Annotated in this window: 27 protein-coding genes, 1 tRNA gene and 1 pseudogene; 15 read left to right on the top strand and 14 right to left on the bottom strand. The window is 40.8% G+C overall.

Going from position 1 to position 26,350, the window contains the following annotated elements; genetic code table 11:
- Positions 1–131 precede the first annotated feature (131 nt).
- The 3 genes from H5201_RS03770 to H5201_RS03760 form a co-directional block, all read right to left on the bottom strand.
- Positions 132–350 (bottom strand): DUF3820 family protein, encoded by a 219-nt coding sequence (locus H5201_RS03770; RefSeq protein ID WP_182719329.1) that lies wholly within the window; start codon positions 348–350, stop codon positions 132–134.
- A gap of 117 nt (positions 351–467) precedes the next feature.
- A complete protein-coding gene (locus H5201_RS03765; protein ID WP_145239233.1) occupies positions 468–749 on the bottom strand; it encodes a hypothetical protein in 282 nt (93 codons plus the stop codon).
- A gap of 286 nt (positions 750–1,035) precedes the next feature.
- Positions 1,036–2,607 (bottom strand): cation:proton antiporter family protein, encoded by a 1,572-nt coding sequence (locus H5201_RS03760; protein ID WP_149981440.1) that lies wholly within the window; start codon positions 2,605–2,607, stop codon positions 1,036–1,038.
- A 265-nt stretch (positions 2,608–2,872) separates the two neighbouring features.
- On the opposite strand from H5201_RS03760, the gene H5201_RS03755 reads away from it, so the two are divergent.
- Both H5201_RS03755 and H5201_RS03750 read left to right on the top strand, forming a co-directional pair.
- On the top strand, positions 2,873–3,616 hold the full coding sequence (locus tag H5201_RS03755; RefSeq protein WP_145239228.1) for a sporulation protein: 744 nt from the start codon (positions 2,873–2,875) through the stop codon (positions 3,614–3,616).
- Between the two features lie 78 nt (positions 3,617–3,694).
- A complete protein-coding gene (locus tag H5201_RS03750) occupies positions 3,695–4,147 on the top strand; it encodes a GNAT family N-acetyltransferase (protein ID WP_182719331.1) in 453 nt (150 codons plus the stop codon).
- 16 nt (positions 4,148–4,163) lie between these two features.
- Here H5201_RS03750 and H5201_RS03745 read toward each other — a convergent pair whose 3' ends face one another.
- The 6 genes from H5201_RS03745 to H5201_RS03720 form a co-directional block, all read right to left on the bottom strand.
- Positions 4,164–5,516 carry a sodium-dependent transporter gene (locus H5201_RS03745; RefSeq protein WP_182719332.1) on the bottom strand — a complete coding sequence of 451 codons (1,353 nt, stop codon included), beginning with the start codon at positions 5,514–5,516 and terminating at the stop codon, positions 4,164–4,166.
- Positions 5,517–5,732: 216 nt separating this feature from the next.
- Entirely contained in the window at positions 5,733–7,028 is a 1,296-nt protein-coding gene (locus H5201_RS03740; protein WP_182719333.1) for an ATP-binding protein, read from the bottom strand.
- 28 nt (positions 7,029–7,056) lie between these two features.
- Positions 7,057–7,761 (bottom strand): response regulator transcription factor, encoded by a 705-nt coding sequence (locus tag H5201_RS03735; RefSeq protein WP_149981435.1) that lies wholly within the window; start codon positions 7,759–7,761, stop codon positions 7,057–7,059.
- A gap of 13 nt (positions 7,762–7,774) precedes the next feature.
- On the bottom strand, positions 7,775–8,167 hold the full coding sequence (locus tag H5201_RS03730; protein WP_149981434.1) for a DUF3019 domain-containing protein: 393 nt from the start codon (positions 8,165–8,167) through the stop codon (positions 7,775–7,777).
- Positions 8,157–9,014 (bottom strand): MipA/OmpV family protein, encoded by an 858-nt coding sequence (locus tag H5201_RS03725; RefSeq protein ID WP_149981433.1) that lies wholly within the window; start codon positions 9,012–9,014, stop codon positions 8,157–8,159. The genes H5201_RS03730 and H5201_RS03725 overlap by 11 nt, the downstream gene beginning before the upstream one ends.
- 104 nt (positions 9,015–9,118) lie before the next feature.
- Positions 9,119–9,922, bottom strand: a complete 804-nt coding sequence (locus tag H5201_RS03720; protein ID WP_182783780.1) for a hypothetical protein — start codon at positions 9,920–9,922, stop codon at positions 9,119–9,121.
- A 116-nt stretch (positions 9,923–10,038) separates the two neighbouring features.
- On the opposite strand from H5201_RS03720, the gene H5201_RS03715 reads away from it, so the two are divergent.
- The gene (locus H5201_RS03715; protein WP_145239207.1) at positions 10,039–11,217 is read left to right on the top strand and encodes a serine hydrolase; all 1,179 of its coding nucleotides are present in this window, start codon (positions 10,039–10,041) and stop codon (positions 11,215–11,217) included.
- A complete protein-coding gene (locus H5201_RS03710) occupies positions 11,214–11,690 on the top strand; it encodes a histidine phosphatase family protein (RefSeq protein ID WP_182719336.1) in 477 nt (158 codons plus the stop codon). The genes H5201_RS03715 and H5201_RS03710 overlap by 4 nt, the downstream gene beginning before the upstream one ends.
- A 93-nt stretch (positions 11,691–11,783) precedes the next feature.
- On the opposite strand, the gene yhbY is transcribed toward H5201_RS03710, so the two are convergent.
- On the bottom strand, positions 11,784–12,080 hold the full coding sequence (gene yhbY, locus H5201_RS03705) for a ribosome assembly RNA-binding protein YhbY (RefSeq protein ID WP_016707974.1): 297 nt from the start codon (positions 12,078–12,080) through the stop codon (positions 11,784–11,786).
- Positions 12,081–12,168: 88 nt separating this feature from the next.
- On the opposite strand from yhbY, the gene rlmE reads away from it, so the two are divergent.
- The 8 genes and pseudogenes from rlmE to H5201_RS03665 all read left to right on the top strand — a co-directional run.
- Entirely contained in the window at positions 12,169–12,798 is a 630-nt protein-coding gene (gene rlmE, locus H5201_RS03700; protein WP_145239201.1) for a 23S rRNA (uridine(2552)-2'-O)-methyltransferase RlmE, read from the top strand.
- A gap of 66 nt (positions 12,799–12,864) precedes the next feature.
- Positions 12,865–14,808, top strand: coding sequence for an ATP-dependent zinc metalloprotease FtsH (gene ftsH, locus H5201_RS03695; RefSeq protein ID WP_145239198.1), 1,944 nt, complete (start codon positions 12,865–12,867; stop codon positions 14,806–14,808).
- Between the two features lie 102 nt (positions 14,809–14,910).
- Entirely contained in the window at positions 14,911–15,765 is an 855-nt protein-coding gene (gene folP / locus H5201_RS03690; protein ID WP_182783748.1) for a dihydropteroate synthase, read from the top strand.
- Positions 15,766–15,767: 2 nt separating this feature from the next.
- On the top strand, positions 15,768–17,117 hold the full coding sequence (gene glmM / locus H5201_RS03685; protein ID WP_145239192.1) for a phosphoglucosamine mutase: 1,350 nt from the start codon (positions 15,768–15,770) through the stop codon (positions 17,115–17,117).
- A 72-nt stretch (positions 17,118–17,189) separates the two neighbouring features.
- Positions 17,190–17,939, top strand: coding sequence for a triose-phosphate isomerase (gene tpiA / locus H5201_RS03680; protein ID WP_182719338.1), 750 nt, complete (start codon positions 17,190–17,192; stop codon positions 17,937–17,939).
- Position 17,940: 1 nt separating this feature from the next.
- On the top strand, positions 17,941–18,291 hold the full coding sequence (secG, locus tag H5201_RS03675; RefSeq protein ID WP_169019853.1) for a preprotein translocase subunit SecG: 351 nt from the start codon (positions 17,941–17,943) through the stop codon (positions 18,289–18,291).
- An 82-nt stretch (positions 18,292–18,373) separates the two neighbouring features.
- Positions 18,374–18,458, top strand: a tRNA-Leu gene (locus H5201_RS03670).
- Positions 18,459–18,848: 390 nt separating this feature from the next.
- A pseudogene (locus H5201_RS03665) lies at positions 18,849–18,941 on the top strand (transposase); the annotation flags it as partial.
- A gap of 182 nt (positions 18,942–19,123) precedes the next feature.
- Here H5201_RS03665 and H5201_RS03660 read toward each other — a convergent pair.
- Positions 19,124–19,492, bottom strand: a complete 369-nt coding sequence (locus H5201_RS03660) for a hypothetical protein (protein WP_182719631.1) — start codon at positions 19,490–19,492, stop codon at positions 19,124–19,126.
- Positions 19,493–19,587: 95 nt separating this feature from the next.
- Between H5201_RS03660 and H5201_RS03655 the strand changes: the two genes are divergently transcribed.
- Both H5201_RS03655 and ggt read left to right on the top strand, forming a co-directional pair.
- A complete protein-coding gene (locus tag H5201_RS03655; RefSeq protein WP_182719630.1) occupies positions 19,588–20,124 on the top strand; it encodes a GNAT family N-acetyltransferase in 537 nt (178 codons plus the stop codon).
- A gap of 92 nt (positions 20,125–20,216) precedes the next feature.
- Positions 20,217–21,887: a gamma-glutamyltransferase gene (ggt, locus tag H5201_RS03650; protein WP_182719629.1), complete on the top strand. Its 1,671-nt coding sequence runs from the start codon at positions 20,217–20,219 to the stop codon at positions 21,885–21,887.
- A gap of 458 nt (positions 21,888–22,345) precedes the next feature.
- Here the strand turns inward: ggt and H5201_RS03645 are convergent, their stop codons facing one another.
- From H5201_RS03645 to H5201_RS03635, 3 genes are all read right to left on the bottom strand, one after another.
- A complete protein-coding gene (locus H5201_RS03645; RefSeq protein WP_182719628.1) occupies positions 22,346–22,639 on the bottom strand; it encodes a HigA family addiction module antitoxin in 294 nt (97 codons plus the stop codon).
- Positions 22,639–22,917 carry a type II toxin-antitoxin system RelE/ParE family toxin gene (locus H5201_RS03640; protein ID WP_054205928.1) on the bottom strand — a complete coding sequence of 93 codons (279 nt, stop codon included), beginning with the start codon at positions 22,915–22,917 and terminating at the stop codon, positions 22,639–22,641. The genes H5201_RS03645 and H5201_RS03640 overlap by 1 nt, the downstream gene beginning before the upstream one ends.
- An 836-nt stretch (positions 22,918–23,753) precedes the next feature.
- A complete protein-coding gene (locus tag H5201_RS03635) occupies positions 23,754–24,620 on the bottom strand; it encodes an alpha/beta fold hydrolase (protein WP_182719627.1) in 867 nt (288 codons plus the stop codon).
- A gap of 692 nt (positions 24,621–25,312) precedes the next feature.
- On the opposite strand from H5201_RS03635, the gene H5201_RS03630 reads away from it, so the two are divergent.
- Positions 25,313–26,287 carry a transposase gene (locus H5201_RS03630; RefSeq protein WP_182740826.1) on the top strand — a complete coding sequence of 325 codons (975 nt, stop codon included), beginning with the start codon at positions 25,313–25,315 and terminating at the stop codon, positions 26,285–26,287.
- Positions 26,288–26,350: the final 63 nt, after the last annotated feature.

The raw sequence follows: 26,350 nt of genomic DNA, 5'->3' as shown, positions 1-26,350 counted from the left end.
CTGTGGCTAAATTGATACTCAAAAAAAAAGCGCCTAATAGGCGCTTTTCTGCGGTTAAAACCAAAATCAACAAGTAGCAAAAGAGTAGACTTCACTTTGCTAAGTAAGTTCCATTATTTATTACTTTTAATTTATTTATGTGTTTTTAAAAGCGGCATGAGCATCTGCTCCAAGCCATTGAGTTTAACTTCATACATCATTGCTAATTGAGCACCGAGTGTGCCGTGAGGAAATCCTTGCTGCTTAAACCAGACTAAGTATGGTTCTGGTAATAACAGCAAAGGGCGGCCTGCATATTTACCAAATGGCATTTTTGTATTAATCGCTATTTTTAAAAGCTCTGGATCCATGGTTAACTTAGTTTGCTAGGTTATGCGTGAAGTGTATTACAAAAGAGAGAGAGAAAATAGGCTGTGACGGGCAAGAAACAGCCTATTTAATGAGGGAGAGTAGGGCCCTCATAATTACTAATGGATCTGGTATTGATGCTTTTTGGTAAATCCAAGTTGTTTAAGTTTGTTTATAATTGACGGATCATCGATGCGGCTTGGTGTTTCGCTATCACGCAAGAAATGATTTTCCGGCACTTGATATATATCGAGCATTTTTTGAAATAGCACTGCGCGCATTGTTAACGCTGTCATTCCATTTCTTTGTATTTCATCAAGGCGATTTTGAAGTTCAACCAGTTTTGGGTTATTTACATCATCCGCCACTGTCTGAAACTGTGTAGCAAACTTATTTTTCATCTAAAAACCTTATTTAATAGTAAAAGACAAAATGCCGATAAATACGCATACACAAACATGAGAAGGCTTTTTTTGTGCTAAAAATAGATACTTACGTATTACTCAACAAGTGCAGTTTACTCTTTTTTCATGGGTAAATGCCAATCTGGATGTAAAGCTTTGTAAATGCGCTTGACTCTTATTTGGGGACTTCTGCGGGATTGTTTCAGGCGGCTATATATAAGGATATGAAAATTAAATGAAAATAGTTCTCAGTACCTTTTGTGGTACTGAGAACCTTTCTATATTATGGAAATAATTTTTGTTTTACATGCTCAGCGAAGCCGCTACCGGCCTCTAAATAGAAGTTATAAGTAGAGTCAACGCCCATATCTTCTAATTCTTTTTGCTGATCTGGATAGTTAGCAATGGCAGTAACTTGACCTTGGTAACCCGAAGCACGCAATTGCTCTAAAGCAAAAATGTTCTGCATATGTTTCGGCATCGCGAGCATGATCATCTCTACATGGGAGTGATTTACCCTTTGCCAAAAGTCTGGATCGGTTGCATCTGCCAAGAGTGCCTTACGACCTCGTGTAACATGCTTTTCGACCACTTCAGGTTTGATATCTATACCCGCTACAACGCCAGGATGGGTGATGTTAATTGTTTCATATGCACCGGTGCCAATACGACCCATACCAAAAATAACAATCTTGGTGTCATTTAAGTTCACAGGAAGTTCTTCTGCTAAGCGAGTAGGGCTTTCAAAACGCATGAGCCAAGCTTCGATCTTTACATAAATTTCGTTTGAACGTTTATTTAGTGGGGATGCAATGATAAAGGTCATTGATACTGCAATAGCCATAACAGCCAACCACTCAGAGGTGATTAACCCGCTACTGGCAGCAACCATACAGACTATCAAGCCAAATTCGCTGTAGTTAGCTAGACTAAAAGCACTTAATAAAGAAGTACGAGCGCGTAACTTAAAGGCATTCGTTAGTACATAATACAGGGCAACTTTGACTGGTAGCACCAATACAATAATAAGCGCTATAAGTAATGAGTTGAGCGTCAGATCAGCACCTAAACCAATTGTTAAGAAAAACCCAACTAATAAAATTTCTTTTAAATTAAGTAGTGATTTTGCAAGCTCACTGGCTTTTTTATGAGGAGCAAAGATCATACCGATGATCAACGCGCCTAAATCACCTTTCAAGCCTGCAAATTCAAATGCATGATAGCCAACGACAAGTGCAAAGAAAAAGCCAAACAAAGGTAGTAGCTCACCATGTTTAGAACGATTTAACACCCAAAACATGACTGGTCGTAACAATGGCAAGGCAACTAATAGCGCAAAAGCCCAACCGTTGGGGGTTTTACCTGTGCTGATGGCTAAAAAGATCACTGCAAAGATATCTTGCATAACCAAAATACCAATGGCTATTTTGCCGTGAAGGCTTGCCATTTCACCACGTTCTTCAAGTACTTTTACAGCAAAAACTGTGCTAGAAAAGCTAAAAGCAAAACCAACAAGTAACGCACTTTGCCAACTTAGGTCAGCAAATAATGGCAACGAAAGTGCGCCTAAGAACAGCATCAAACTGCAAAAAATAGCGCTACTAATAATAATATGTAAAGAGGCTGGGGCCCAAACTTGTGGCTTAATAAGATGACTAACTTTTAGTTTTAGACCAATACTAAATAGTAATAACGTGATCCCTAAATTAGCAATCGTATTAAGTAGCTCAGTGGTTTTAAAGCCAGATAAGTTCAGTACAAAGCCAGCAATCAAAAAACCGATTAGCGGAGGAAGTTTAAGTTGGTACACGGCAAAGCCACACACAAATGCGACAGCAAAATATAATAGTTCCATAATTCTTAATATCACTTCATTTGGTTACCTAGTGTAGCGAAATATCAGCATTTTTGAAAATCATTCGTGTATATTATGCATATAAATTGCGCGCATAGAGATATACCTGTGTATGAAAAACACTCGTTTAGTTAATTATTCTGCTAAAAACTCAAAAAATAGTTATTTTTTCACTGACAGCAGCTTTTAAATATGGTTAAGATGCAGTAACAAAGGAATTTAAGCGTGATTCAGGTTTAGGTGAATTAAGCTTAAGGAGAAATAGATGTTTAAAAAAATTCTTGCATCAGTCGGTATTGGTGCAGCAACAGTAGATACCGTGCTTGAAACTGAGCATTTACAACCTGGGCAATTATTTAATGCCCAAATAGTGATCACCGCAGGGGATGTTAGCCAAGCGATAACAGGTCTTGATTTAGCATTAATGACGCGCGTAAAAGTGGAAGGTGAAGACGGTGCTTATTTTACCAATCATATTATTGATAAGTGGCGTATAACCGATATTGGTACAATTGAACCTGGTCAACAAAAACACATACCGTTTGAAGCGCGCTTACATTCAGAAACACCGATCACCGAAATCAACGCCGGTTATAACCAATCACATGTGTGGCTTGAAACAGGTTTAGATATTGATTTAGCACTTGATCCTACGGATAAAGATCATCTTCATATTTATCCAAATGATGCCGTAACTACTTTTATGCAAGCGATGGATAAACTGGGTTTTAGCTTGGTAAAAGCGGATGTTGAAAAGGGCTTCTTACGTGCTAGTACGTTTAACTCTGTCTCTGGTTGTTATCAAGAGCTGGAATATAAACCAAATAGCCGTAGCTTGTTCGGTATTCAAGAGATTGAACTATCGTTTGTGCCTGAAGCTCATAAAACTCATGTTTTAATTGAGCTTGACCGTGGTTTTCGTGGTGATGGCTATGTTGACCTGACGATTGAACATGATCACGTTAATCTTTCGCATTTATGTGATCAATTAGAACGTTTGCTTGCCTAGCTATTCAGAGCTCGGTTAGTTAGCTAAGCTTAGTAAATAGCCCTGCATTGACTGGGCTTTTTTATGTTAGGAGTTTTTATGCAATTAACAACAAAACCATTTTCTCAACTGTCTGCGCAGGTACTGTTTACTATCATGCGCACGCGGGTCGATGTATTTGTAGTCGAGCAGCAATGCCCATACCCTGAATTAGACGATATTGATTGCACTGTAACAACTCAGCATCTCTATTGGCTCGAGGCTGAACAATTAGCTGCATACGCACGCTGTTATGAGAAAAATGAGCAGTACAGCGCTATTGGCCGCGTGCTGGTTGAAAAATCACAACGAGGTAAGGGGTTAGCAGCGTTATTGGTTAAAGAGGCGATCCAGTGTTGCTTTACGCACTGGCCGAACAAGGATATATACATTGGCGCGCAAACCTATTTACTCGCGTTTTATCAGTCGCTGGGTTTTCAATGTATTGGCGAGCCTTATTTAGAAGATAATATTGCACATCAAGATATGATTTTAAAAAACCGCTCAGTGTAAAGAGCGGTTTTTTGAGTTAGCCTAATAGTGAGCTGACAAACACTAAACCAATTGCAATTGGGCAAATGAATTTAATATACCATGGCCATATTTTCCAAAATAGGCTGGTAGCAACTTCTGGGCAGCCTTGTTGTATTTCGTTTAATAGTGAGTTGCGATACCAAATCCAGCCGACAAACAAGCAACACATTAAACCAAGAATAGGTTGACCAAATTTAGTTGTGAGCGCAATAACTAAACCAAACAGCGCATTAAAGTTCAGAACTATTGTAAAGCTCACCAATGCTATAATCGTTCCTATTAACCAGGTGGCTTTTACACGGCCAAGATCAAAGCGCTCTACAGCATACGAAACCGGTGCTTCAAGCATTGAAATAGATGATGTCAGAGCAGCTATACTCATCAATGCAAAAAAGGCAAAGCCAACGAATAAGCCAATGGTGCCCATGCCATCAAAAAGAGCGGGTAATACTTGAAATACTAAAGTGTCTTCAGAAAGCAACTCTCCAGTAGCTGAGAATATTTCCACCCCTTGTGCCTGCGCAACGTACATCGCAGGGATAATTAGTAACCCAGCAACAAAAGCAATAAACACATCAATCAGGGTAACGTAGGCGCCAAGTGAAACTAAATTTTCTTTTTTACTAATGTAAGAGCCATAAATGATCATCACACTAGTGCCTAATGACAACGAAAAGAACGCTTGTCCCAGTGCACTAACAAGTAATTCAGGGTCTAAAATAGAGCTGAAATCAGGCACTAAGTAGGCTTTTAGGCCTGTCATAGCGCCTTCTTGCATCATCACATAAACAATCAGTGCAAATAAAATAGTCAGCAATGCGGGCATTAGGCGTTTTGACCATTTTTCAATGCCATTTTCTACTCCGCGGCTAATGATTGCGACAGTAAGAATAATAAATCCAGCAGTAAATATAAGGTTTCTAGAGATTGACTGCTCACTCAACCAAGTTGAAGAGCTCTCACTGCCCACTAAAGTCGCAATGGGCTCTAGAGTGGCACTGATCATCCAACCGGCGACAATGGCATAAAAGCTGAGGATCAGTCCGGCACATATGATACCGCCAAAACCGACCACAAACGCAAAACGTTTTTGGAGCGGGTTATTTGAAATTTTCCGCAATGAACTAACCGCATTGGCTTGACCATGGCGACCAATTGTTAGCTCTGCCATCAGTGCTGGGTAAGCTAAACAAAATGCTAATACAAGGTAAGCAATTAAAAAGGCCGCGCCTCCATTGCTGGCTGTCTGTGTTGGGAAACCCCAGATATTACCAAGACCTACTGCAGATCCTGCTGCGGCCATAATGAATCCAAAACGGGAGCTAAACTCCCCTCTGACTGCGCTCATAATTATTTTTTCTTCTCTATATAGTGACGGCGCTGACAATCTACTGTAAATGTTAAAAAATAAAAAGCTCTTATTTTTAACTGCAGCCGTGAAGAATTAACGCCTGACTGTATTTACAAAACTTAGAATGCCAATGCTGTTAACATTTATAATTTAAGTTGTTGTTATCTAATCATAATGAGGTGATTTATGATAATGTAAACTGTAACATAAAAGTTACAATTGTTCTGGGTTATGTATTTTAAGGGTAAAGCATGCACCCGCTAGCTGCTTACTGCGATTTACGCTTACACTGCCATGATGCCAATCAGCTACTTTAGCTACTATGGCAAGTCCTAGGCCATAACTTTGATCGGCTCGATTGCGATGACTCTGTTCTTGAAAAAAAGGACTAAAAACTTTGTGCCAATTTTGCTCTTCGATACCTGGACCATCATCCTCAACAGTGATTATCAGTGTTTGCTCTTTCATTGATGCTGTGAGAATAATTTTTTGTTTGGCAAAGTCACAGGCATTGCTAAGCAGATTAGTGATTGCGCGTGCTAACCAGTGTAAATCTGCATAAATATGAGAATTATCATGACAGATAAGTTGTAAATCAAGTTGTTGCTGTACTAACTTAGGCTCTAGTTGTTGTATTAGGGTGCTTAGGTAGCTGTTTAACTCAGTGTGTGAGTAGGTCAGTTGGTTGGCTTTTTGCTCAAGCGTGGCAAATGCTAAATAACTTTTCAACATTGATTCCATTTGGTCTAAATCAGCTTCCATACGATTTAAATAATGTTTTATTTTTTCTTCGCTATGACTATCTAGTGCCGCATCTAAGCCAAATCGTAGGCAGGCAATGGGGGTGCGTATATCATGAGATAAACTCGAGGCCATCAGTTTATTTTCATCGAGTAATTTTTCGATCTGGCTTGCCATGCGGTTAAAAGTAAGCTCAACATCTTTAATGTAAGTGAAATGGGATACCCGAATGCGAGCATGTAAGTCGCCACTGGCAAACTTTTTAGCTGCGTCATTAACCACGCCTAGTCGTTTAGCTAATGGTGCAATAATAAACCCCATAAACACACATAACCCAGCGTAAAACATTAAGGTAAGTAACATATCATTTTGTTGATCTTGTTCGTGGGGTTTTTCTAAACGTAATTTAAGATGAAAAGGCGCAAGCAAATCATTACTGTAGAGTAGGTAATACCCTTCTTGATCTTCTAAAATCAGTCCGCCTTCAGCATTGATCTCTTCCAGCAGTGATGGTGGCAGCGCTAAAGATTGCGTGGCTCGATAACTTAATCCCAACGAAAACTGTTGTGCAAGTAAGGCGGTGTAGTCTGCTCTTTGCATGAAGGGTTGGCTGGCAATTTGCTGGCTGAAGCCCATTAAAAGTTTACTTTGAAAGCCAAACTCATCCTGCGAGGTATGAGTTTGCTGACTAAAAGCATCAATTAACCAACCTAATATCACAATCGAGAGCAGGGCACTGGCTAATAAGGAAAGATAAAACTTTTTCATAGCGTTCGCCAGTATACCTTAGCGGCGATCACCAAGCGCTTGCGACGAGTAAATAGCCTCGCCCCCAAATTGTTTTAATTTTTTCAGGTTGCTGGGGATCATCATTAAATTTTTTACGCAGCGCAGAAATGAGCACATCGACACTGCGATCAAGGCCATCATATTCACGGCCCTTGGTTGCTTTGAATACAGCATCTCGCGACACAACTTGCCCTGCGTTACAGGCTAAATAATGCAGTAATAAGTACTCAGCGCTGGATACCCCTTGATCAATATCATTAATAAAAACATTGCGAGATTGTGTATCAATTTTTAAAGAGCCTACCTGAATAATGGTATCATCCGCTTGCGACTCCGAATTATCGTTATTGGCGCGCAGCGCCGCTTTGATCCGCGCTAGTAATGCACGCGGCCTGACCGGTTTCATTATATAATCACTGGCACCGACTTCAAGACCAATCACTTCGTCCATTTCTTCGTCTCGAGCGGTTAGCATAATAATAGGGCTTTGGTAAAATTGACGTAGTTCACGACAGACACTAATACCGTCTTGGCCGGGGAGCATAATGTCGAGTAAAATTAAGTCAGGCTTGAGCTCTTTTACATGACTGACAACTTGGTCGCCTCGCTCACAAATATGAGTTGTGTAGCCTTGCTCAGTTAAATACTCTGCCACCCACTGGGCTAAAGAGCCGTCATCTTCAACAAGTAATATTGTGCCGTAATTATTCATGCTTTATCTCGTTTTAAAAAAGCCGCCAGCGGCGTTTCTTTTGGCGATTTTGATACACCCATTGCAACTGTACTTGTGTTGATGCAATGATCTTACCGGTATCGCTGTTTATTAACTCAAATGAAATGCTTTCAACAGAATCAAAAGCATAATTTAACTTCCCGCTATTTTGTCTAAGCCAGCATTGCATAATATGCTTCGATGTTGCATCACGTAAACAGTAATTACCGATGCTAGTTTGTTGCCAGCTTAACTCAATATCAGCATAGCAGCTGCGTCCTTCTCGCAGTGCAACACAGGTATCGGGCAATGCAATTAAACTACTGTCGTGCGGTTCTTCGCCATCGGCCAATAACGGCTTTGTGTTAAGTAACAGTAATAAAATTACTGTGGTTTTAAAATACATAGCGCACGCCTACCATGGCTTTATGCTGATAATCCTGAGATACAATGGGACTGTTGGAAATTTCATTTGAAAACCAGGTAGATAGCCAGCCACCTAAAAATACCCAGTGTTGATTGAGTGGGTACTCGGCGTGGAATTCAAAAATCATACTCATTGCGGTGTCTGTTTGATAGACCGCACGAGTAGCGGTGGCTTCCTCTGTTGTAATGCCAAAATAGTAATTGGTGAAATCAGCTGAGTAAGCGCTGATACCAACACCGGTGCGAAACTCCCAGTTTTGCCATGGTAAAATATGACTAAAAAAGCTATTTACAACCCAGCCATTATGAGCACTGGAAATGTCATGTAAGTATTCAAAAGAGATTTGTGAGTTTTCAAAGCGGCGGGTAAGGCGTAAGCCAGTATCAAAGTCACTTTTTCGGCTTCGTATTCCTTTAAGTTCTGACACCACTCCACTGCTATAAAAGTCGAGTCCTGTTTCATCAAACCCAGCTTGCATATTAGTGCCAAGAATATCAAGATCCCAATCATACTTATTGATGATGCTATAACCAATAATAATGCCGCCACTGAGTTGGCTATGATCAATATCTAAATAAAAGCGTTCGTAAGAAATAGCAAGGTTAATATCAAGTTCTAGGCCGTCACTGTAAGAATCCATTCCAACTAAATAAGAATCTTCAACATAATAGCCCGCACCCGCGCTCCAATCCCAAGCAAAGCCTGAGGTAGGCTCTAAGGTATTATCAGCATAATAGCGATTGCTGGCATTGCTAGAGGTGCTCCATAAACCCACACTGATCAGTAATAACAGTAGTTTCTGTAGAGTGTGTTGTTTACGTTGCATCCATGATCCAAATAAATTAAGCAGTTGTTAAGTGTATTATATTGTCAAAGAGTTCCTTTGATCTGTAAAAAATTGTAGCCAGTAGTCATTCTGCAGACATGAACTTAGTGTACTTTAATTTTATCGATCAAAATACTACTCAGATAATAGTGCATCATCGGTGTTAGAGCACTCACTTCAGTGCGATTACACGGTCCTTGAAGTTTAGCTAAACTGGTCATTTTAGAAATGGTTTTATAGCTTGGTATACTGACTTCTTGATTGGCACGGGCAAGACGTGCTTGCTCAGTATTTTGTTGATGGATAAAAGTGGCTACTTCAAGCTCATTACTGATCACTTGTTCATCACTGAAGCTGTAAATAAGTGGTTCGCGGTGGAAGCTTGCACTGTCGATTGAGGATTTTCCAAACCACACTACATCACCTGATGCACGATGGATCAGGCGCATGCTAACCTCTGCATTGATGGTTGAGCATTGTTGGATCGGATACAGTTGTATTATTTGCGCAAATAAAGGATACGCTTTATTTGGTGGTTGTATTTGATATTCGGTATCTTCAATAAAGTTGAGCTCTAGCTGGTGTATAGCTAGGGTATAATCACTATTACCTTGATCAACGACACGTAAGTTCATAGTCGTTAATGCATCAGTTATTTGTTTAAATAGGGTATCCGTGACACTTGCTTTATCGGCAATAACTTGCACAGTTTGGTTACGAGTAATTTTATGCGCTGGCAATTGTACTGATTTTACTTTCGGTGAAGCATGTTCGGTTTCATAGGCTACTTGATAGCTTTGGCTTTTTAATTGCGGCTTGAGTGGCATTTCTAAAGGCGCAGCAGGTGGCGGCGCAGTCACACAAGCTGTTGTAATGAAAGTGAAAAAAACTATTGATAAATAACGTATAAACACTGTAAAACCCTTTGAAAGCTCGATAATCGGAATATTGTACGTTAGTCTTAATAAAACTTCATGGTATTATAAAGCTAAGAATGTCTTAATCTAGATAAAAATAATAAAAAATGAAGTCCTTTGTGTCGTTAATCAACTCCTTTTTTTTCGTTATCACGTTAGTGTTATTTCAATCGCAGGTTCATGCCAGCGAGCAACAGTGGCAAGAATTTGTCAATGATTACACACAACATCTCGAACATAAATTAAAAAGCAAAGGGATCCCAGGGGCTGCGTTGTCGATAGTTAATGGCCCTGATGATACGCATATACAAGGGTTTGGGGTAACAAAGCTAAATAAGGGCTTAGCAGTCAATGCCCATACTCGGTTTCGCTTAGCATCGGTATCTAAAACGTTTGCAGGCTCACTCAGTGCAAAGTTAGCCAATGAGGGGAAGTTTTCTTTAGACGACCCTGTCAGTAAATTTATTCCAGCCTTCGCCAATACGGATTACAAAAATAATTTAAAAGTTTTTCACTTACTCAGTCACTCCAGCGGTTTAGTACCTAATGCGTATGATAACTTGATTGAATCAAGAATGAGTTACCCTGATATAGTGCAAAAGTTGTTGAGTGTGGAACCTATTTGCCAGCCAGGGCAGTGCTATGGCTATCAAAATGTGATGTTTAGCTTAATTGCTGAAGTGATCAAAAGCAGTACTAAATTGGATTACTCTCGGTGGATGAGTGAATTTATATTTTCACCATTAAATATGAATGATGCAAGCCTGGGTTATACCGCGATGGTAACAGATGATAATTATGCTCATCCCCATGTAAGAGGGCGCAAACGCTGGCATACCGCAAAATTGAAAAAAAATTATTACAAGGTACTTCCCGCAGCCGGCGTTAATGCTAGTGCCAGTGATATGGCTATTTGGTTAAAAGCGCAGTTAGGATATTACCCAACGGTATTATCCAGTGCAGTGCTAGCCAGTCAAACTCGTCCTTATACGCATACAAAAAAAGAGTTACGGCGTCGAGTGTGGAAAAAGCACCTTAGCGAGGCCTATTATGGCTTAGGCTGGCGGGTTTACGAATATGATAATGAAACCATTTACTATCATAGCGGCTGGGTGCAAGGATATCGCAGTGACCTTGTAGTAATACCGCACTTAAACATAGGTTTCAGTCTGATCCTTAACGCCGAAACCGGTATCATTAATGAATTAACGACAGAGTTTATTGATCGTGTGTTGCTATTCAAACGCTCACAACAACTAGCAATGTATAAAGAGGAAGACAAATGAACTATATTTTAGCGAGCGTAATATTACTGTTTACTGCGAATTTAACAGCAGCACCGCAAAGTATTTTTTTGTTTCGCCATAGTGAAAAATTAACAGGCAACGATCCCCATCTTACGGATGCCGGCAAGCAACGGGCGCAGCAGTTAGTGAGTCTGCTTAGTAAAGTCCAGCCAACAGCAGTTTTTAGTACGGACTATAATCGCACTATCGAGACCGCAACTCCTATTGCTGAACATTTTAATATTACAATTCAAAGCTACGACCCTCGTGACTTAGCCGCATTTAAACACACTGTTTTAGCGCAAGATGGCGTAGTGGTGATTGTAGGCCATAGTAATACCACGGCAGAATTGGCAAAATTAATAGCGCAAATAGATGTTGAAAAGATGCCTGAAACTGAATTTAACCGCTATTTTATCTTACAAAGCGAAGCGCAAGGTTATCAGTTGAGTGATATGAAGATGAATTTTTGAGCAATGTAATATATTTATTTACAATTTATTGCAGTTGCGTCGCAGATATAAAAAAACCAGCAATTGCTGGTTTTTTTATAGCGGAATAGAAAATTAATTACGTGGTAATTGGATCTTCTTTTCTTCGCTTTGGCGATAAAGCACAAGGGTGTGGCCGATTGACTGTAATTTCTCAGCACCGGTTTCACGAATAATAGCTTCAAAAATCAGTGCTTTAGTCTCACGATCATCAGTAGGTACTTTTACTTTAATAAGTTCGTGGATTTCTAGAGCGCTTTGAATTTCAACTAATACACCTTCAGTTAAACCGTTAGAACCAAGAAGTACAACTGGTTTTAGAGAGTGTGCTTGACCTTTTAAAAACTGCTTTTGTTTGTTCGATAATTTCATGTTGTTACAAATTTTGCTGAATATGGCTTGAATTAAGGGTATTCTAACGCCATCTAGAGAATATTACTAATTAGTTGCGTGTTAATTTATGACGAATAAGAAACTTTCGGCCAGTTCACAGCGATGGTTGAAGGAACATTTTGATGATCCTTATGTTCACGAGGCACAAAAGAAAGGTTGGCGCTCTCGTGCGATTTTTAAACTCGACGAGATCCAAAATAAAGATAAATTACTACGCCCAGCCATGACTGTTGTTGATTTGGGAGCTGCGCCGGGAAGCTGGTCACAGTATTTAGCAGAAAAAGTAGGCGATAAAGGGCAGGTGATCGCTTGTGATATATTACCTATGGATTCATTGGCCGGCGTTGATTTTTTGCAAGGAGATTTCCGAGAAGAAGCTGTTTTAGATGCGTTATTAAATCGCATTAATGGTAAAAATGTTGATGTGGTGCTCTCTGATATGGCACCAAACATGAGTGGTAATAGCTCCGTTGACCAAGCTGGAAGCATGTATTTAGTGGAATTAGCATTAGATATGTGTAGCCAAGTTTTAAAGAAAAATGGTGCATTTGTTGTTAAAGTATTCCAAGGTGAAGGCTTTGATGAATTCTTAAAAACAGTGCGTGATAGCTTTAAAACTGTAAAAATCCGTAAACCCGACGCCTCACGTGCGCGATCACGTGAAGTATATATAGTAGCGACAGGCTACAAACTGTAGTACAGTTGTCAGGCGTTTAGTTGAATTTAAATTAATTGGATACAAGAGGTTAACCCCTTGAGCGATATGGCGAAAAATCTAATACTCTGGCTGGTCATTGCAGTTGTGCTAATGTCAGTATTTCAGAGCTTTAATGGTGGCGATCAAACAGACCGTCAAACTAGTTACAGTCAATTTGTAAAAGATGCCCGAAGTGGCGCTATACAAGAAGTGGCAATCGAAAGTACCAGTGGCACAATTACTGGCACTAAAACCAATGGCGATCGCTTTCAAACGATCATGCCTATTTATGATAAAGACATTCTTAATGACTTATTAAAAAGTGATGTGAATGTAAAAGGTGTGAAGCCAGAAGAGCAATCATTCTTAGCGAGCATCTTAATTTCATGGTTCCCAATGTTATTACTAATTGGGGTATGGATTTTCTTCATGCGTCAAATGCAAGGCGGCGGTGGCAAAGGTGCTATGTCGTTTGGCAAGAGTAAAGCACGCTTAATGAGTGAAGACCAAATTAAAACCACCTTCGCAGATGTTGCCGGTTGTGATGAAGCTAAAGACGATCTAACAGAGCTTGTTGATTTCTTACGTGATCCATCTAAATTCCAAAAACTTGGCGGTAGTATTCCTAAAGGCGTATTAATGGTTGGTCCTCCAGGTACGGGTAAAACCTTGCTTGCTAAGGCCGTTGCTGGTGAAGCAAAAGTACCATTCTTTACGATTTCAGGTTCAGACTTTGTTGAGATGTTTGTTGGTGTGGGTGCTTCGCGTGTTCGAGATATGTTTGAACAAGCGAAAAAAGCAGCGCCATGTATCATCTTTATCGATGAAATTGATGCCGTAGGCCGTAAACGTGGCGCAGGTATGGGTGGTGGTCACGATGAGCGTGAGCAAACACTTAACCAAATGCTAGTAGAGATGGATGGCTTTGAAGGCAATGAAGGTATTATCGTTATTGCCGCGACTAACCGCCCAGATGTACTTGATCCAGCATTACTTCGTCCTGGTCGTTTTGACCGCCAAGTAGTGGTTGGCTTACCTGATATCCGTGGCCGTGAACAGATCCTTAAAGTACATATGCGAAAAGTGCCATTAGGCGATAACGTAGAAGCTTCTGTTATTGCGCGTGGTACACCGGGATTTTCTGGTGCTGATCTTGCAAACTTAGTCAATGAAGCGGCTCTATATGCTGCACGTGGTAATAAACGTGTTGTTAGCATGGCTGAATTTGATGCTGCTAAAGATAAAATCATGATGGGCGCAGAGCGCAAGACCATGGTGATGAGCGAGAAAGAAAAAGAAATGACTGCGTATCATGAAGCCGGACATGCAATTGTTGGCCGCATAGTACCAGAGCACGATCCTGTTTATAAAGTATCGATTATTCCACGTGGCCGTGCCCTTGGTGTAACGATGTATTTACCAGAGCAAGACCGTGTTAGTCACTCTAAAGAGCTATTGGAATCTATGATTTCAAGCTTATATGGTGGCCGAATTGCTGAAGCACTGATTTATGGTGAAGATAAAGTAACTACCGGTGCTAGTAACGATATTGAACGTGCTACTGACATTGCGCGCAAAATGGTTACACAGTGGGGCCTAAGTGAAAAATTAGGGCCATTACTATACGCTGAAGATCAAAATGAGATGTACATGGGTGGCGGCGGTGGTCGTGCCATGAGCATGTCGGATGAAACGGCAAAAGTAATTGATGCTGAAGTTCGTTTGTTCTCAGATCGCAACTATCAACGCGCTGAGCAAATCTTGAAAGATCATATTGATATTCTGCATTCAATGAAAGATGCATTAATGAAATATGAAACGATTGATGCTAAGCAAATTGATGATCTAATGGCACGTCAGCCTGTACGTGAACCACGTGATGCGCATGACCGCCGTGATACTGCTGATAAAAAACCAGCAGTTGAAGAGAGCAAAGCAGAGCCAGTTGCTGAAAAAGACGACAAGCCAGCTCAAAAAGATGAAACAAATCTTGATGATAAAGCTGAATAACAGTTAAAATAGCTAAACGAAAAGCCCCGATTGTCGGGGCTTTTTTGTAACTGGTTAAATAAAGTATATATATCAATGCAATGGATGTATTGAAGGTGATAGATGACCACAGTTAAGTTACCTAGAGGTCGCAGTTTACACCTCGACCCCCCAGTTATAATGGGGATCTTGAATGTCACTCCTGACTCTTTTTCAGATGGTGGGCGCTACTATCAAACAGACAGCGCTGTCATACAAGCTCAAAAGTTACTCGCAGATGGTGCTACCATATTAGATATTGGTGGCGAATCAACACGTCCTGGTGCGCCTGATGTTAGCCTTGAGGATGAATTAGCCAGAGTAATACCCGCAATCGAGGCAATTCGTGCCCACAGTGATAGCGCCGTTAATGATTGCATCATTTCGATTGATACCAGTAAAAGTGAAGTAATGCGTCAAGCTATTCTAGCTGGTGCTGATATTGTTAATGATGTGCGTGCTTTACAAGAGCCAAACGCACTGGCAACAGTTGCTCAGTATCCAGACGTTGCGGTGTGTTTAATGCACATGCAAGGCCAACCTCGAAGTATGCAAAACTCTCCACATTACGATGATTTATTCAGTGATATAAATGATTTTTTTGTACAGCGGATCAATGCCTGTGAAACAGCGGGTATTCAGCGCCAGCAACTTATTTTAGACCCAGGGTTTGGCTTTGGTAAAACCCTCAGTCACAACTACCAATTACTGGCGCGGTTTAATGAATTTAACCACTTTGGTTTACCTGTTTTAGCAGGACTATCGCGCAAATCAATGATTGGCAACTTATTAAATAGACAAACAAACGAGCGCCTTGCTGGCAGTTTAGCAGGGGCATTAATTGCAGCGCAAAATGGCGCAAAAATTATTCGTGTACATGATGTAAAAGAAACCGCAGATGTGCTTGGCGTGTGGCAAGCTTGCGAACAAGGAATTTAAAAATGAAAGAAAGAAAGTATTTTGGCACCGATGGTGTACGTGGCATGGTAGGTGAATACCCAATTACACCAGAATTTGCACTTAAATTAGGTTGGGCTGCAGGCAAGGTACTATCAAAAAATGGCACTAAGAAAGTCATTATTGGTAAAGATACTCGCATTTCTGGTTATATGTTAGAGACATCACTTGAAGCGGGTTTGATCGCCGCAGGTATCGATGTGGTATTACTTGGCCCGATGCCTACGCCAGCCGTTGCATATTTAACGCAAACATTTCGTGCTGAAGCTGGAATTGTGATCAGTGCATCTCATAACCCATATCATGACAACGGCATTAAGTTTTTTTGTGGCCGAGGTTTGAAGTTAGCTGATGAAGTTGAGCTACAAATTGAAGCAATGCTTGATGAACCAATGACCTGTGTAGCATCTGATAAGCTAGGTAAAGCCCGCCGTTTAGAAAGCGCTGATGGCCGTTATATTGAGTTTTGTAAAAGCCAATTCCCACAAGGCCTGTCGTTAGAAGGTTTAAAGATTGTATTAGATTGTGCCAATGGTGCAACTTATCATATCGCACCATCAGTAATGCGTGAATTAGGCGCGCAGATAATTAGCCATGCTTGCGAGCCAAATGGTGTAAACATCAACCTAGAATGCGGTGCGACCCATGTTGATGCATTAAAACGCAAAGTATTAGAACATAATGCTGATGTCGGCATTGCCTATGATGGTGATGGCGACCGTGTAATGATGGTTGATCACAATGGCCGTGTCTTTGATGGTGATGATATTGTTTATATTATTGCCTGCCAAGCCGCCAATGATGACATGTTAGGCGGCGGTGTTGTTGGCACGGTAATGTCTAATATGGGTCTTGAAAACGCGCTTAAAGCGAAAGGTATTGAGTTTGCTCGCAGTAAAGTGGGTGACCGTTATGTAATGGAATTACTACAAGAAAAAGGCTGGAAAATCGGCGGTGAAAGCTCAGGGCATGTATTGAATCTGGATTTGATCAGCACCGGTGATGGCATCATTTCAAGCCTACAAGTTTTGGCTGCTATGGTGGCGCAAAATCGTACGCTAAAAGATCTTGGCGCAGGGTTTGTTAAATACCCGATGAAGATGATTAATGTGCGCTATAAAGCGGGCACAGATCCAACACTTGCACCAGAGGTTATTGCTGCGGTTGCTGATGTTGAAAAACAACTTGCTGGTAAAGGCCGTGTGTTATTACGTAAATCTGGCACTGAGCCGGTTGTTCGCGTGATGGTAGAAGCCGAAGAAGAGAAAATAGTCCTTGATAGTGCACAAAAAATTGCTGCAGTTGTCGAATCTATGAGCAAACAAACTGATTAAGAACAATAACCTCTTGTAACTTTGGGCGAGTCGAGTTACTATCTCGCCCGCTTTCTAATGTGGAGTGGAAAAATGGCAATACGCAAGCCAATGGTCGCAGGCAATTGGAAAATGAACGGCTCGAAAGAGTTAGTACAGCAATTATCTGACGCTATCAACAACGTAAAATCAGATCAGATAGACGTTGTGGTATTTCCACCTTACCCATTGTTACCTATGCTAACAGCAACAGGTGTAACAACTGGGGCACAAACGGTTTCTGAAAATGAACCGGGTGCATTTACTGGTGAAGTTGATGCGCAATTAATTAAAGATATAGGTTGCCAATATACCTTAGTTGGTCACTCTGAACGTCGTAGTATCTACGGCGAAAGTAATGACACTGTTGCAGCTAAGTTTGCTCGTGCACAACAAGTGGGTTTAACACCTATCTTATGTGTTGGTGAAAGTGAACAGCAACGCGAACAAGGTCAAACTGAATTAGTCGTTGCTGCACAAATTGATGCAGTAATTGATAAATTAGGTCTAGCAGCACTGAAAGATTCTGTGATAGCATACGAGCCCGTTTGGGCCATTGGCACAGGTAAGACTGCATCGCCTGAACAAGCACAACATGTGCACAAATTTATCCGTGATAAAATTGCTGCTAACAGTAGTGATTTAGCACAAGGGCTGACCATTCTTTATGGTGGCAGCGTAAATGAAAAAAATAGTGAATTATTATTTGCACAACCAGATATAGACGGCGGCCTGATTGGTGGCGCTAGTCTAAAAGCAGAGTTATTTACTGCAATCTGCGAAAGTGCAAAAGGGACCGTATAAGATGTACGAAATTTTATTAGTAGTTTATTTAGTTGTTGCTTTAGCGCTTGTTGGTATGGTTTTAATTCAACAAGGTAAAGGCGCAGACATGGGTTCATCATTTGGTGCTGGTGCCTCTGCAACCGTTTTCGGTTCGTCAGGTGCAGGTAACTTTATGACAAAAACAACTACAATCTTAGCCAGTGTTTTCTTTGTGCTAAGTATTGTACTAGGTAACTTAACTGCAGGTCAGATAAAAAAGACTGATGAGTGGGAAAACCTAGAAGCAGCACCAGCAGTTGAAACAATTGCTCCTGCAGCTGATGATGTTCCAGTAACATCAACGAAAGAGAAATCTGACGTACCAAATTAATATTTATTAAAAGTATCGTTAAACGATTTATCATCCTCAAATAAATCATATGTTTAACACCTAAAGCGAAAGCTTTAACAATGCGGTTGTGGTGGAATTGGTAGACACGCTACCTTGAGGGGGTAGTGCTTTCGGGCGTGGGGGTTCAAGTCCCCCCAACCGCACCATCTTTTAAGAACCAGTAACAGCGATGTTACTGGTTTTTTGCTTTTCGTGGTCTGCAATTAGCACAGACTCTCACCTCGGTTAGCTCCTCCTGTTTATTATATCAATCGTGTTAAGTTACTAACGCAGTTAGCGCTTTATTTAGCGCGCTAGAATGATTAAATATTTAAGTCGATTGGTATTAAAATTAGCATCACCTCAAGTATAGCGCTGTAGCGCACAGACGAAAAACGACGGTTAGTCCAAGTTATCAATAACTATTACGTTCTTTGATATATGGATTTATCCATTGGAGGCCTGAGTGACTGCAACGTGCACGTCAGTAGGCCTGTTGTTTGGCGAAACACTCAATATTGCTGATAAAGCGATATTGAGTGTTTATTTTCCAGTGATGGGGTGGAGAGTTTTGGTCTGATGGTTATTTTGCAAATACGGTAGGAAAACATGGTGACGGATCAATGATAAGAAAGTATGTGAAAAACTAAGGAAATAATTATGACCAACTCCATTTGGATCATCAGTTAGCTATGTTCTAACCAAATACCCCGCTCACGAAGTGAGTACTGCGTTAGCAGAAGGGCTTGCCCGGGGATGTTTATTAAATTGTTAGTCAGTCCATAGTTACAATAGTAGGGGCTACCTCAGTAAACTATAGGCCGCAGGTAAACTAGTTATTACTTTCTTTGTTATGTTCTTCACGTACAGCTTGTAATTCGTCAACGAGCTGTTGGGCTTTTTGCTTGGTTTTCTCTGTTAATTCACCTGCTGCTTCTTTACTTTCAATCCAGGCATCAAGGGCAACTTCTTTGCCATCATCATACATATCAAGACCAAGTTTTTTACTTTCTTGTAGTAGCTCATCAAGTGAATCACCTTTAAATTGATTGCTGGTTTCTTTTACGTCATCCCATGCATCATTAAGTGCTTTTTTAACCTCAGTTTTAGCTTCTGCGGCATCTTTTTTTGCTTCGCTGGCATCTTCACAACCGGTTAGTGCTACACAGCCTAATAAAACTAAACTTGCTAATTTGTTCATATTTGTTCCTTTGTATAATAATGATGTCCCGAGGAATATTTCCTCTGGTACAGTATTGATGGCAATCTTAAAACAAGCAATATACAGGCTCGAAAATGAATATACCTCGAACAGCACGACTTAATTTTAAATTAATGGATGAAAATGACAGTGCGCTACTGTTTGAACTCGATAACGACCCACAGGTTATGGAGTACCTTACTCGTGGCAAGACGACGACCATAAGTACCATCAAAGACGTTTTTATTCCGCGCATGCAAGCCTACCGCAATCCACAACAGGGCTGGGGGCTTTGGCAAGTTAACCTTAATGATAATGACAGTTTTATTGGTTGGATATTAATTCGGCCAATGGGTTTTTTTACTGCAAAGCCTGATTTTAGTGATATTGAAATTGGCTGGCGCTTTAAACGTACAAGTTGGGGTAAAGGTTACGCCAGTGAAGCCGCGCAAGCCGTTGCCGATGTGATCACCGCCAATGTTGAGATCAAGGCACTTAGCGCCACTGCACTAAAAGACAATAACGGCTCGATTAAAGTGATGGAAAAGCTGGGTCTGCAGTTTATTGAACACTATACCTATAGCGACGAGTTCGGCGAGTTACCAGCCGTGTTATATCGAAAATTTGTGTAAAGTTATTCATTGTAGTTTGACCCTTGTTAACTGAATGTGTATTAATGGGGTTAATAAAATAATCAAAAAATAAAATCAACAAGGAATTAAATATGTTTGCTGGTGTAAAACATTTACTGATTTTTAGTGTCGTTGTAATGCAGTTACACATAACTGCATTGGCAGCTAGTGGAAAAACAGCCCAAGCGGCAGTGGCTATGCCCGATAGTTACAGTAGTGACGTAGCAAGAGCCATTTTGGAGCTGGGCGGTAACGCGGTTGATGCAGCCATTGCTGCGCAATTTGTATTAGCCGTTACTTTGCCTGAAGCGGGAAACATTGGCGGTGGTGGTTTTATGCTGATCCAAAAAGACGGGCAAGGCGACTTTATAGATTACCGCGAAACAGCTCCAATTGCCGCCCATCGCGATATGTATTTGGATGACAAAGGTAATGTGGTTGCAAATAAATCGATATACGGCATTTACGCCAGTGGTGTACCCGGTAGTGTGGCGGGTATGTGGCTTGCTCATCAAAAACACGGCACACTAGATTGGAAAATCCTTGTTGAGCCTGCAGTAACGTTAGCCGAACAGGGTTTTATTGTTCACCCGAAATTAGCCAGCAGTATTGAGCGCTACATTGCCCGCATGGCTAAAAAAGACGTAACAATTAACTTTGCTGATTATTTTGCCAGCGCTAAAGCTAATCAAAACTTTAAGCAACCTGAGCTTGCAACCACGTTAAAACGTATTCGCGAGCAAGGTAAGGCAGGATTTTATGAAGGAGAAACGGCTAAAATCATTGCCGATTTTATGGCTGAACATGGCGGGATCATTACGCAAGCGGATTTAAAAGCCTATCAAGCAAAATCACGTACCCCAATGAAAGCAGCTTGGAACGGTTACCAAGTACTTACATCACCACCACCAAGCTCCGGCGGTATTGCAATAATACAATGGTTAAAAATGTACGAGCTGACTAAACCCAAAGCAGGGCTTGAGCACAACTCCACAGCATATATTCATTTATTAGCAGAAATTGGCAAACGCGTATTTGCTGATAGAGCAGAGTACTTAGGTGATCCAGACTTTTTTGATGTGCCAAAGAGCGAACTAATCGCCATGGATTATCTTAAAAAGCGCAGTAGCAGCATCACACTCGATAAAATATCGACGACTGAAAACATTAAACCTGGGTTATATGAAAGCGAACAAACCACGCATTTTTCTATAGTTGATAAATGGGGTAATGCAGTATCGAATACCACCACCATTAATTTAGGTTATGGCAGTGGTGTAGTCGTTGCTGGCGCGGGCTTTTTGCTTAACGATGAAATGGATGACTTTAGTGCCAAACCAGGGGTGATGAATGTATTTGGCGCGCTCGGTGGTAAAGCCAATGAAATCCAGCCGCATAAGCGTATGCTTAGCTCAATGACGCCAACTATCTTACTCAAAGGCAATAAAGTTAAAATGGTCACCGGCTCACCGGGCGGCACCACCATAATAAGCTCGGTGTACGAATCTATTTTAAATGCGGTTGAATTTAATATGAGCGCCGATGAAGTGGTAAATAGCCCGCGTTTTCATCATCAACTTTGGCCTAAAAATGTCATACGTCATCATGCAGGTTTAGATGCAAACGTTGTTAAAGCACTAGAGAAAATGGGCTACACCTTAGACGAGCGCCATTTTGGTGATATGCATGTGATCATCGAACGTGATGGCAAACTAGATGCCGGCTCAGAAGCGTCAGGGCGCGGTAAGGCGATGGTGTTTTGATCGCAGCTTTAAGCGGTAAGTCATAAGTTGTAAGATTGCTTGGTGTTAAATTAAGCGATTGTAGTTGGGGTGAGGGTAACGAAGCCCAATTACAAAAAGGTTTCAGGGGCTAGGTAACTAGGTGCTAGGGGAGTGTGTTGTAGGCGCGAGTTTATCTCGGGCAGTACGCAGTTTAATGAAATTGGCTGTCAGCGAACGACTCGCCATAGCATTTGGTATCACCAGCACCAAAAGTAGGCGCTTGGCAGCGAAGGCCCTTGTCGAAGCTAAAAAACAAAAGGAATTAACATTGCGCTAGGCAATGACTATTTAGCTTCACAAGGTTAAGCGTCATTGAGATCTTTGGATCAATATTCATTACGGGAGATGAACCGCCCATAGCACTTCCTGTTAATAAAAGTGCATGATGGGTGGTGTGGGGGCTGGAGGTTAGAGACCTCCGGCTACCCGATTATTTTTTATGGCACTGCAAAGTTTACTGCGTGGACATTGGTTAAATTAATTTGTTGTTTTGCATGCCACAGATCGTAGTTATCTTGCATTGCTAACCAACTCTCAGGAGTTCTGCCAATGGCTTTAGATAAGCGAAGTGCCATTTCTGGTGAGATTGCACTTTGACCTTTTAGAACTCTATTTAATGTAGACGATGCTACATCTAGTTGTTTAGCTAAATAACGGCAACTAAAGCCTGCAGGCTCTAGGTAAACGTCATAGATAAACTCTCCTGGGTGTGGTGGATTATGCATAGTCATTAGTGATAGTCCTCATAATTGAGAATGTATGCATTACCATCGATAAACTCAAAAGTAATGCGCCAGTTACCATTTACAGTAATAGACCAAATCCCGTCACGATCCCCTTTGAGAGGGTGCAATTTAAAACCGGGTAAATTGATATCATCAATTTCTTGTGCGGTATCTATTGCTGCAAGTTGCATGCGCAATTTGCGTTGATGTTTGGCCTGAATTCCAGCAACACTTCCTGTTTGGAAGTATTTCTTGAGGCCTTTATGTTTGAAAGATTTAATCATGGCACAAGTATAGCGCGATGCGCATCACTCGTCGATAAAAATATCGCCCAATTAAGCGGATGAAAACAGTGGGCTAAAATGTGGAACGAAGCGAAACTAACTGTTTTTTGTTCTTGTTTAACAGCTTGTTATACGTTTTATACAAATCGTGCAAGCATTCATTTTCTATGTCGTTAAGCAGTGTGTCACCGTGCGTTAACTTTAGGTTGTTAGAGTCACCTGTATCAAAAATTGACCTGACACCATCGAGTACACAAAGGAAACCAAAAACAGATTCATTTACAGCATCAGATATAATACTTTTTACCATATCTTTATCCGAGTCACTTAAGGAATTAAACCAAGCCTCCTGAAACGTATAACGAGCTTGTAGAATAACCCGTTTTTAATTTATTTTTATTGATGCATTAACCATAGCCGAGTTCCTATTCTGATTCAATCGACAACTGACTTTTACGTAAAATATAAAAAGAGCATTTGCTGTTGCTTTAATGGGCGTTTTGGAATGTATGACAGGTGTTTAAGTGGCTTATTTGATGAGGTAGCAGCTTACCTTTATTAATGCATCGTGTTTTACGCATGCTAATATTAGCCTTTAAGATAATCCTCATTTACTTCTCATTCTCTGCTCTTTGTGCAAAAAATCTTTTATTGAATTATTCATAAAGAGGTTCAGAGACGCTGCGCATTAGAGTAATAGATTAGCTTCATCTACTCGATGCCTCGTAAAACATAACGCTTTGCCAATGGGCAAATGCGAACGTTGTTGGGCGAAGCCCAGTGAGTATTTGTCCCAGCCGCGTTGTTTGCGGCGATTTTGGGCAACTTGTTAAGCCTCATTTTCTAACAAGTTCCTTAATGCTTTTTACAACCAAATCACGGTCTGCGATGTGCAGATGATGCTTTTCTGATTCCGAATAGATAATTCGGCTATTTGTAGATAAACTTTTAAAGTAACTCTCTGCATTTGCATATAGGGAGTCCATTGACTTCGCGATTTCCTCGGGAACAAAAGGAGGGTCATAACGCTCTTCGGTCTGTTTTGAACGTAAAATTATAATTGGCTTATCACCGAATTTAGCTGCTTCAGATAGAATTTTGTAGCTTTTCATATGATCTACGTTTTCAGGAACTCTTTCAAACATTGGATCATGAACACTTTGCTCAAAATTATAAAAACGCTCCAATTTTTCATTGTTTGTTTTAAAGTTTTCAGGCCACCTTGTACCCATAGTGTAAAAGTAGCCTAAAGGAGGTGGATCAATCAGCACAGCCCCCATAACCTCTTGTGGATATAGGTTATTGAATGCCGTAATGATATAAGATGCATATGAGCCACCAGTAAAGTAATACGGCATTTTAACACCGGCTACTTGAAGCAGTTTTTTTAGCCTTTTAGCCATATCATCGACGGTGAAAGGCACGGGACCTTTTTCACTTTTTCCAAGACCTGATCGATCATATAAACAAATACTGAAATCATTTTTCAATTGTTTAATATTCTCCAACCAAACCCCATCAGAACCAGAACGACCGAAGCCTTGCTCAACTATTAATTGAGGCTTGTCATTTTCGTAGCACTCAAGATACAACTTAAACCCACCAACATCATATAGTCCTGACGTTGTTGGTTGTAACTCTTGCTCTGTACCTGGTGCACCAAAGCTAATAAAAATTGAGAATAACCATATAATTGATTTCATTTAGACTCCATTCCCTCGATGAGGCATAACTTCGGCATGACACGATTGTGTACGCCCGACATGGGCATTGACTTATGAGGTGAAAGTCCTCTGTAGGAAGATCACCGTTTAAATAACACGCTATTATTAAACGATAGACACTCGCGAATGGCAAGGGCTAAATCGCGAGAGATAGTCTGGAGGAAGCAGCTAGCATTCTTTATGATAAATAAATGTGAGCTGATGAGAAAAAACATCATATGAGGCGTAGGCTGGAGACGAGCTAGCACAAGATAGCGAAGTCATGCGATCTAACGGCCACCGTAAATGATGCAGTTGTGCAGAGAAAGTCGATGCACCTGTTCTTTATAGGTAAAAAAGGGGGAGATCTGATAAACACGCATTCGCGCTAACGCTTGGAGGAGGGTCAGTGAACGACTCGCCATAGCCTGTGGAATTACCAGTACCAAAAGTAGGCGCTTGGAAGCGAAGGCCCTTGTCGAAGCTCAAAACAAAAGGAATTAACATTGCGCTAGGTAATGACTATTTAGCGTCACAAGGTTTAGTGTCATTGAGAGATATTTGGATCAATATTGATAACGGGAGATGAACCGCCCATAGAAGGATGCTAAGAAGACACCCATCTTATGATTTGCAATGTATCAGTTACGTACTAATTTTATTATTAGCACAATAAATGAGCAGGTTGTCACATGGCTATTGCGAGAAAGCGTCAGATAAGTTTGGCTGATACAAAGTACTATCATTGTATTTCTAGGTGCGTACGTCGAGCCTATCTATGTGGCGAAGATCGTTTTACTGGCCAATCATATGAGCATCGCAGGTGTTGGGTTGAAGAGAAGCTATTGGCTCTTTCTAACGTGTTTTGTATTGATGTTTGCGCATATGCAGTGATGAGTAATCATACGCATTTAGTGTTGTATGCTGATGATAAAAAAGCGAAACGACTGAACGATAAAGCCATTATTATCCGTTGGCATAAATTATGTAAAGGCACCATGCTGACAAATAAATATGTTCAAGGGGGCAAGCTAACGAAAGCAGAATGCTTCTTTTTAAATGAGACCGTCGATGAGTACCGTGAGCGTTTATCAAGTATTAGCTGGTTTATGCGATTATTAAATGAAGATATAGCTCGCAGGGCGAATAAAGAAGATGGATGTACAGGGCGATTTTGGGAAGGCCGTTTCAAATCACAAGCACTGTTAGATGAAGCCGCATTGGCTGCATGTATGGCGTATGTTGATTTAAACCCAATCAGAGCGAAGATAGCTCACACACCAGAAACATCGGATTACACGAGCGTACAAAAACGGATTGAAAGTGCAACCGACGGTAAACAACCAATACAGTTACTACGCTTTGCCGGTATGCCAAGGCAGCACATGGCAAAGGGCTTACCATTTGAGTTAAAATCTTATTTAGAACTTGTAGAGTTAACAGGTCGTTGTATACGAGAAGATAAGCGCGGTTATATAGATAATACTCATTCACGGTTATTGGAGCGGGTAAATATCTCAGCAGATAATTGGTTAAAACTCACGAGCCACTTTACACGGGTGTTTCATGGCGCAGTCGGGAGGCCAACATCGCAGGAAGGATACTGTGAACATTTAAATAGAAAGCGGCGAGCAAACGTGAGAAATTGTGAAAAGCTATTAGCATAAAATAGAGCGATGTAGTAAACCATCTAAAGCAATTCAAAAACTGCGAATTTGCAGCCTTTCTAT

The organism is Pseudoalteromonas sp. SG43-6 (assembly GCF_014164365.1).
In the GTDB taxonomy this organism is placed as follows: Bacteria; Pseudomonadota; Gammaproteobacteria; order Enterobacterales; family Alteromonadaceae; genus Pseudoalteromonas; species Pseudoalteromonas rhizosphaerae.
This window is presented reverse-complemented; position numbering and strand designations above follow the sequence as displayed.

Bases quoted from the DNA above. Each gene is read 5' to 3' on its own strand.
- H5201_RS03770 (WP_182719329.1), bottom strand. From the start codon at position 350: ATGGATCCAGAGCTTTTAAAAATAGCGATTAATACAAAAATGCCATTT.
- H5201_RS03765 (WP_145239233.1), bottom strand. From the start codon at position 749: ATGAAAAATAAGTTTGCTACACAGTTTCAGACAGTGGCGGATGATGTA.
- H5201_RS03760 (WP_149981440.1), bottom strand. From the start codon at position 2,607: ATGGAACTATTATATTTTGCTGTCGCATTTGTGTGTGGCTTTGCCGTG.
- H5201_RS03755 (WP_145239228.1), top strand. From the start codon at position 2,873: ATGTTTAAAAAAATTCTTGCATCAGTCGGTATTGGTGCAGCAACAGTA.
- H5201_RS03750 (WP_182719331.1), top strand. From the start codon at position 3,695: ATGCAATTAACAACAAAACCATTTTCTCAACTGTCTGCGCAGGTACTG.
- H5201_RS03745 (WP_182719332.1), bottom strand. From the start codon at position 5,516: ATGAGCGCAGTCAGAGGGGAGTTTAGCTCCCGTTTTGGATTCATTATG.
- H5201_RS03740 (WP_182719333.1), bottom strand. From the start codon at position 7,028: ATGAAAAAGTTTTATCTTTCCTTATTAGCCAGTGCCCTGCTCTCGATT.
- H5201_RS03735 (WP_149981435.1), bottom strand. From the start codon at position 7,761: ATGAATAATTACGGCACAATATTACTTGTTGAAGATGACGGCTCTTTA.
- H5201_RS03730 (WP_149981434.1), bottom strand. From the start codon at position 8,167: ATGTATTTTAAAACCACAGTAATTTTATTACTGTTACTTAACACAAAG.
- H5201_RS03725 (WP_149981433.1), bottom strand. From the start codon at position 9,014: ATGCAACGTAAACAACACACTCTACAGAAACTACTGTTATTACTGATC.
- H5201_RS03715 (WP_145239207.1), top strand. From the start codon at position 10,039: ATGAAGTCCTTTGTGTCGTTAATCAACTCCTTTTTTTTCGTTATCACG.
- H5201_RS03710 (WP_182719336.1), top strand. From the start codon at position 11,214: ATGAACTATATTTTAGCGAGCGTAATATTACTGTTTACTGCGAATTTA.
- yhbY (WP_016707974.1), bottom strand. From the start codon at position 12,080: ATGAAATTATCGAACAAACAAAAGCAGTTTTTAAAAGGTCAAGCACAC.
- rlmE (WP_145239201.1), top strand. From the start codon at position 12,169: ATGACGAATAAGAAACTTTCGGCCAGTTCACAGCGATGGTTGAAGGAA.
- ftsH (WP_145239198.1), top strand. From the start codon at position 12,865: ATGGCGAAAAATCTAATACTCTGGCTGGTCATTGCAGTTGTGCTAATG.
- folP (WP_182783748.1), top strand. From the start codon at position 14,911: ATGACCACAGTTAAGTTACCTAGAGGTCGCAGTTTACACCTCGACCCC.
- glmM (WP_145239192.1), top strand. From the start codon at position 15,768: ATGAAAGAAAGAAAGTATTTTGGCACCGATGGTGTACGTGGCATGGTA.
- tpiA (WP_182719338.1), top strand. From the start codon at position 17,190: ATGGCAATACGCAAGCCAATGGTCGCAGGCAATTGGAAAATGAACGGC.
- secG (WP_169019853.1), top strand. From the start codon at position 17,941: ATGTACGAAATTTTATTAGTAGTTTATTTAGTTGTTGCTTTAGCGCTT.
- H5201_RS03660 (WP_182719631.1), bottom strand. From the start codon at position 19,492: ATGAACAAATTAGCAAGTTTAGTTTTATTAGGCTGTGTAGCACTAACC.
- H5201_RS03655 (WP_182719630.1), top strand. From the start codon at position 19,588: ATGAATATACCTCGAACAGCACGACTTAATTTTAAATTAATGGATGAA.
- ggt (WP_182719629.1), top strand. From the start codon at position 20,217: ATGTTTGCTGGTGTAAAACATTTACTGATTTTTAGTGTCGTTGTAATG.
- H5201_RS03645 (WP_182719628.1), bottom strand. From the start codon at position 22,639: ATGACTATGCATAATCCACCACACCCAGGAGAGTTTATCTATGACGTT.
- H5201_RS03640 (WP_054205928.1), bottom strand. From the start codon at position 22,917: ATGATTAAATCTTTCAAACATAAAGGCCTCAAGAAATACTTCCAAACA.
- H5201_RS03635 (WP_182719627.1), bottom strand. From the start codon at position 24,620: ATGAAATCAATTATATGGTTATTCTCAATTTTTATTAGCTTTGGTGCA.
- H5201_RS03630 (WP_182740826.1), top strand. From the start codon at position 25,313: ATGGCTATTGCGAGAAAGCGTCAGATAAGTTTGGCTGATACAAAGTAC.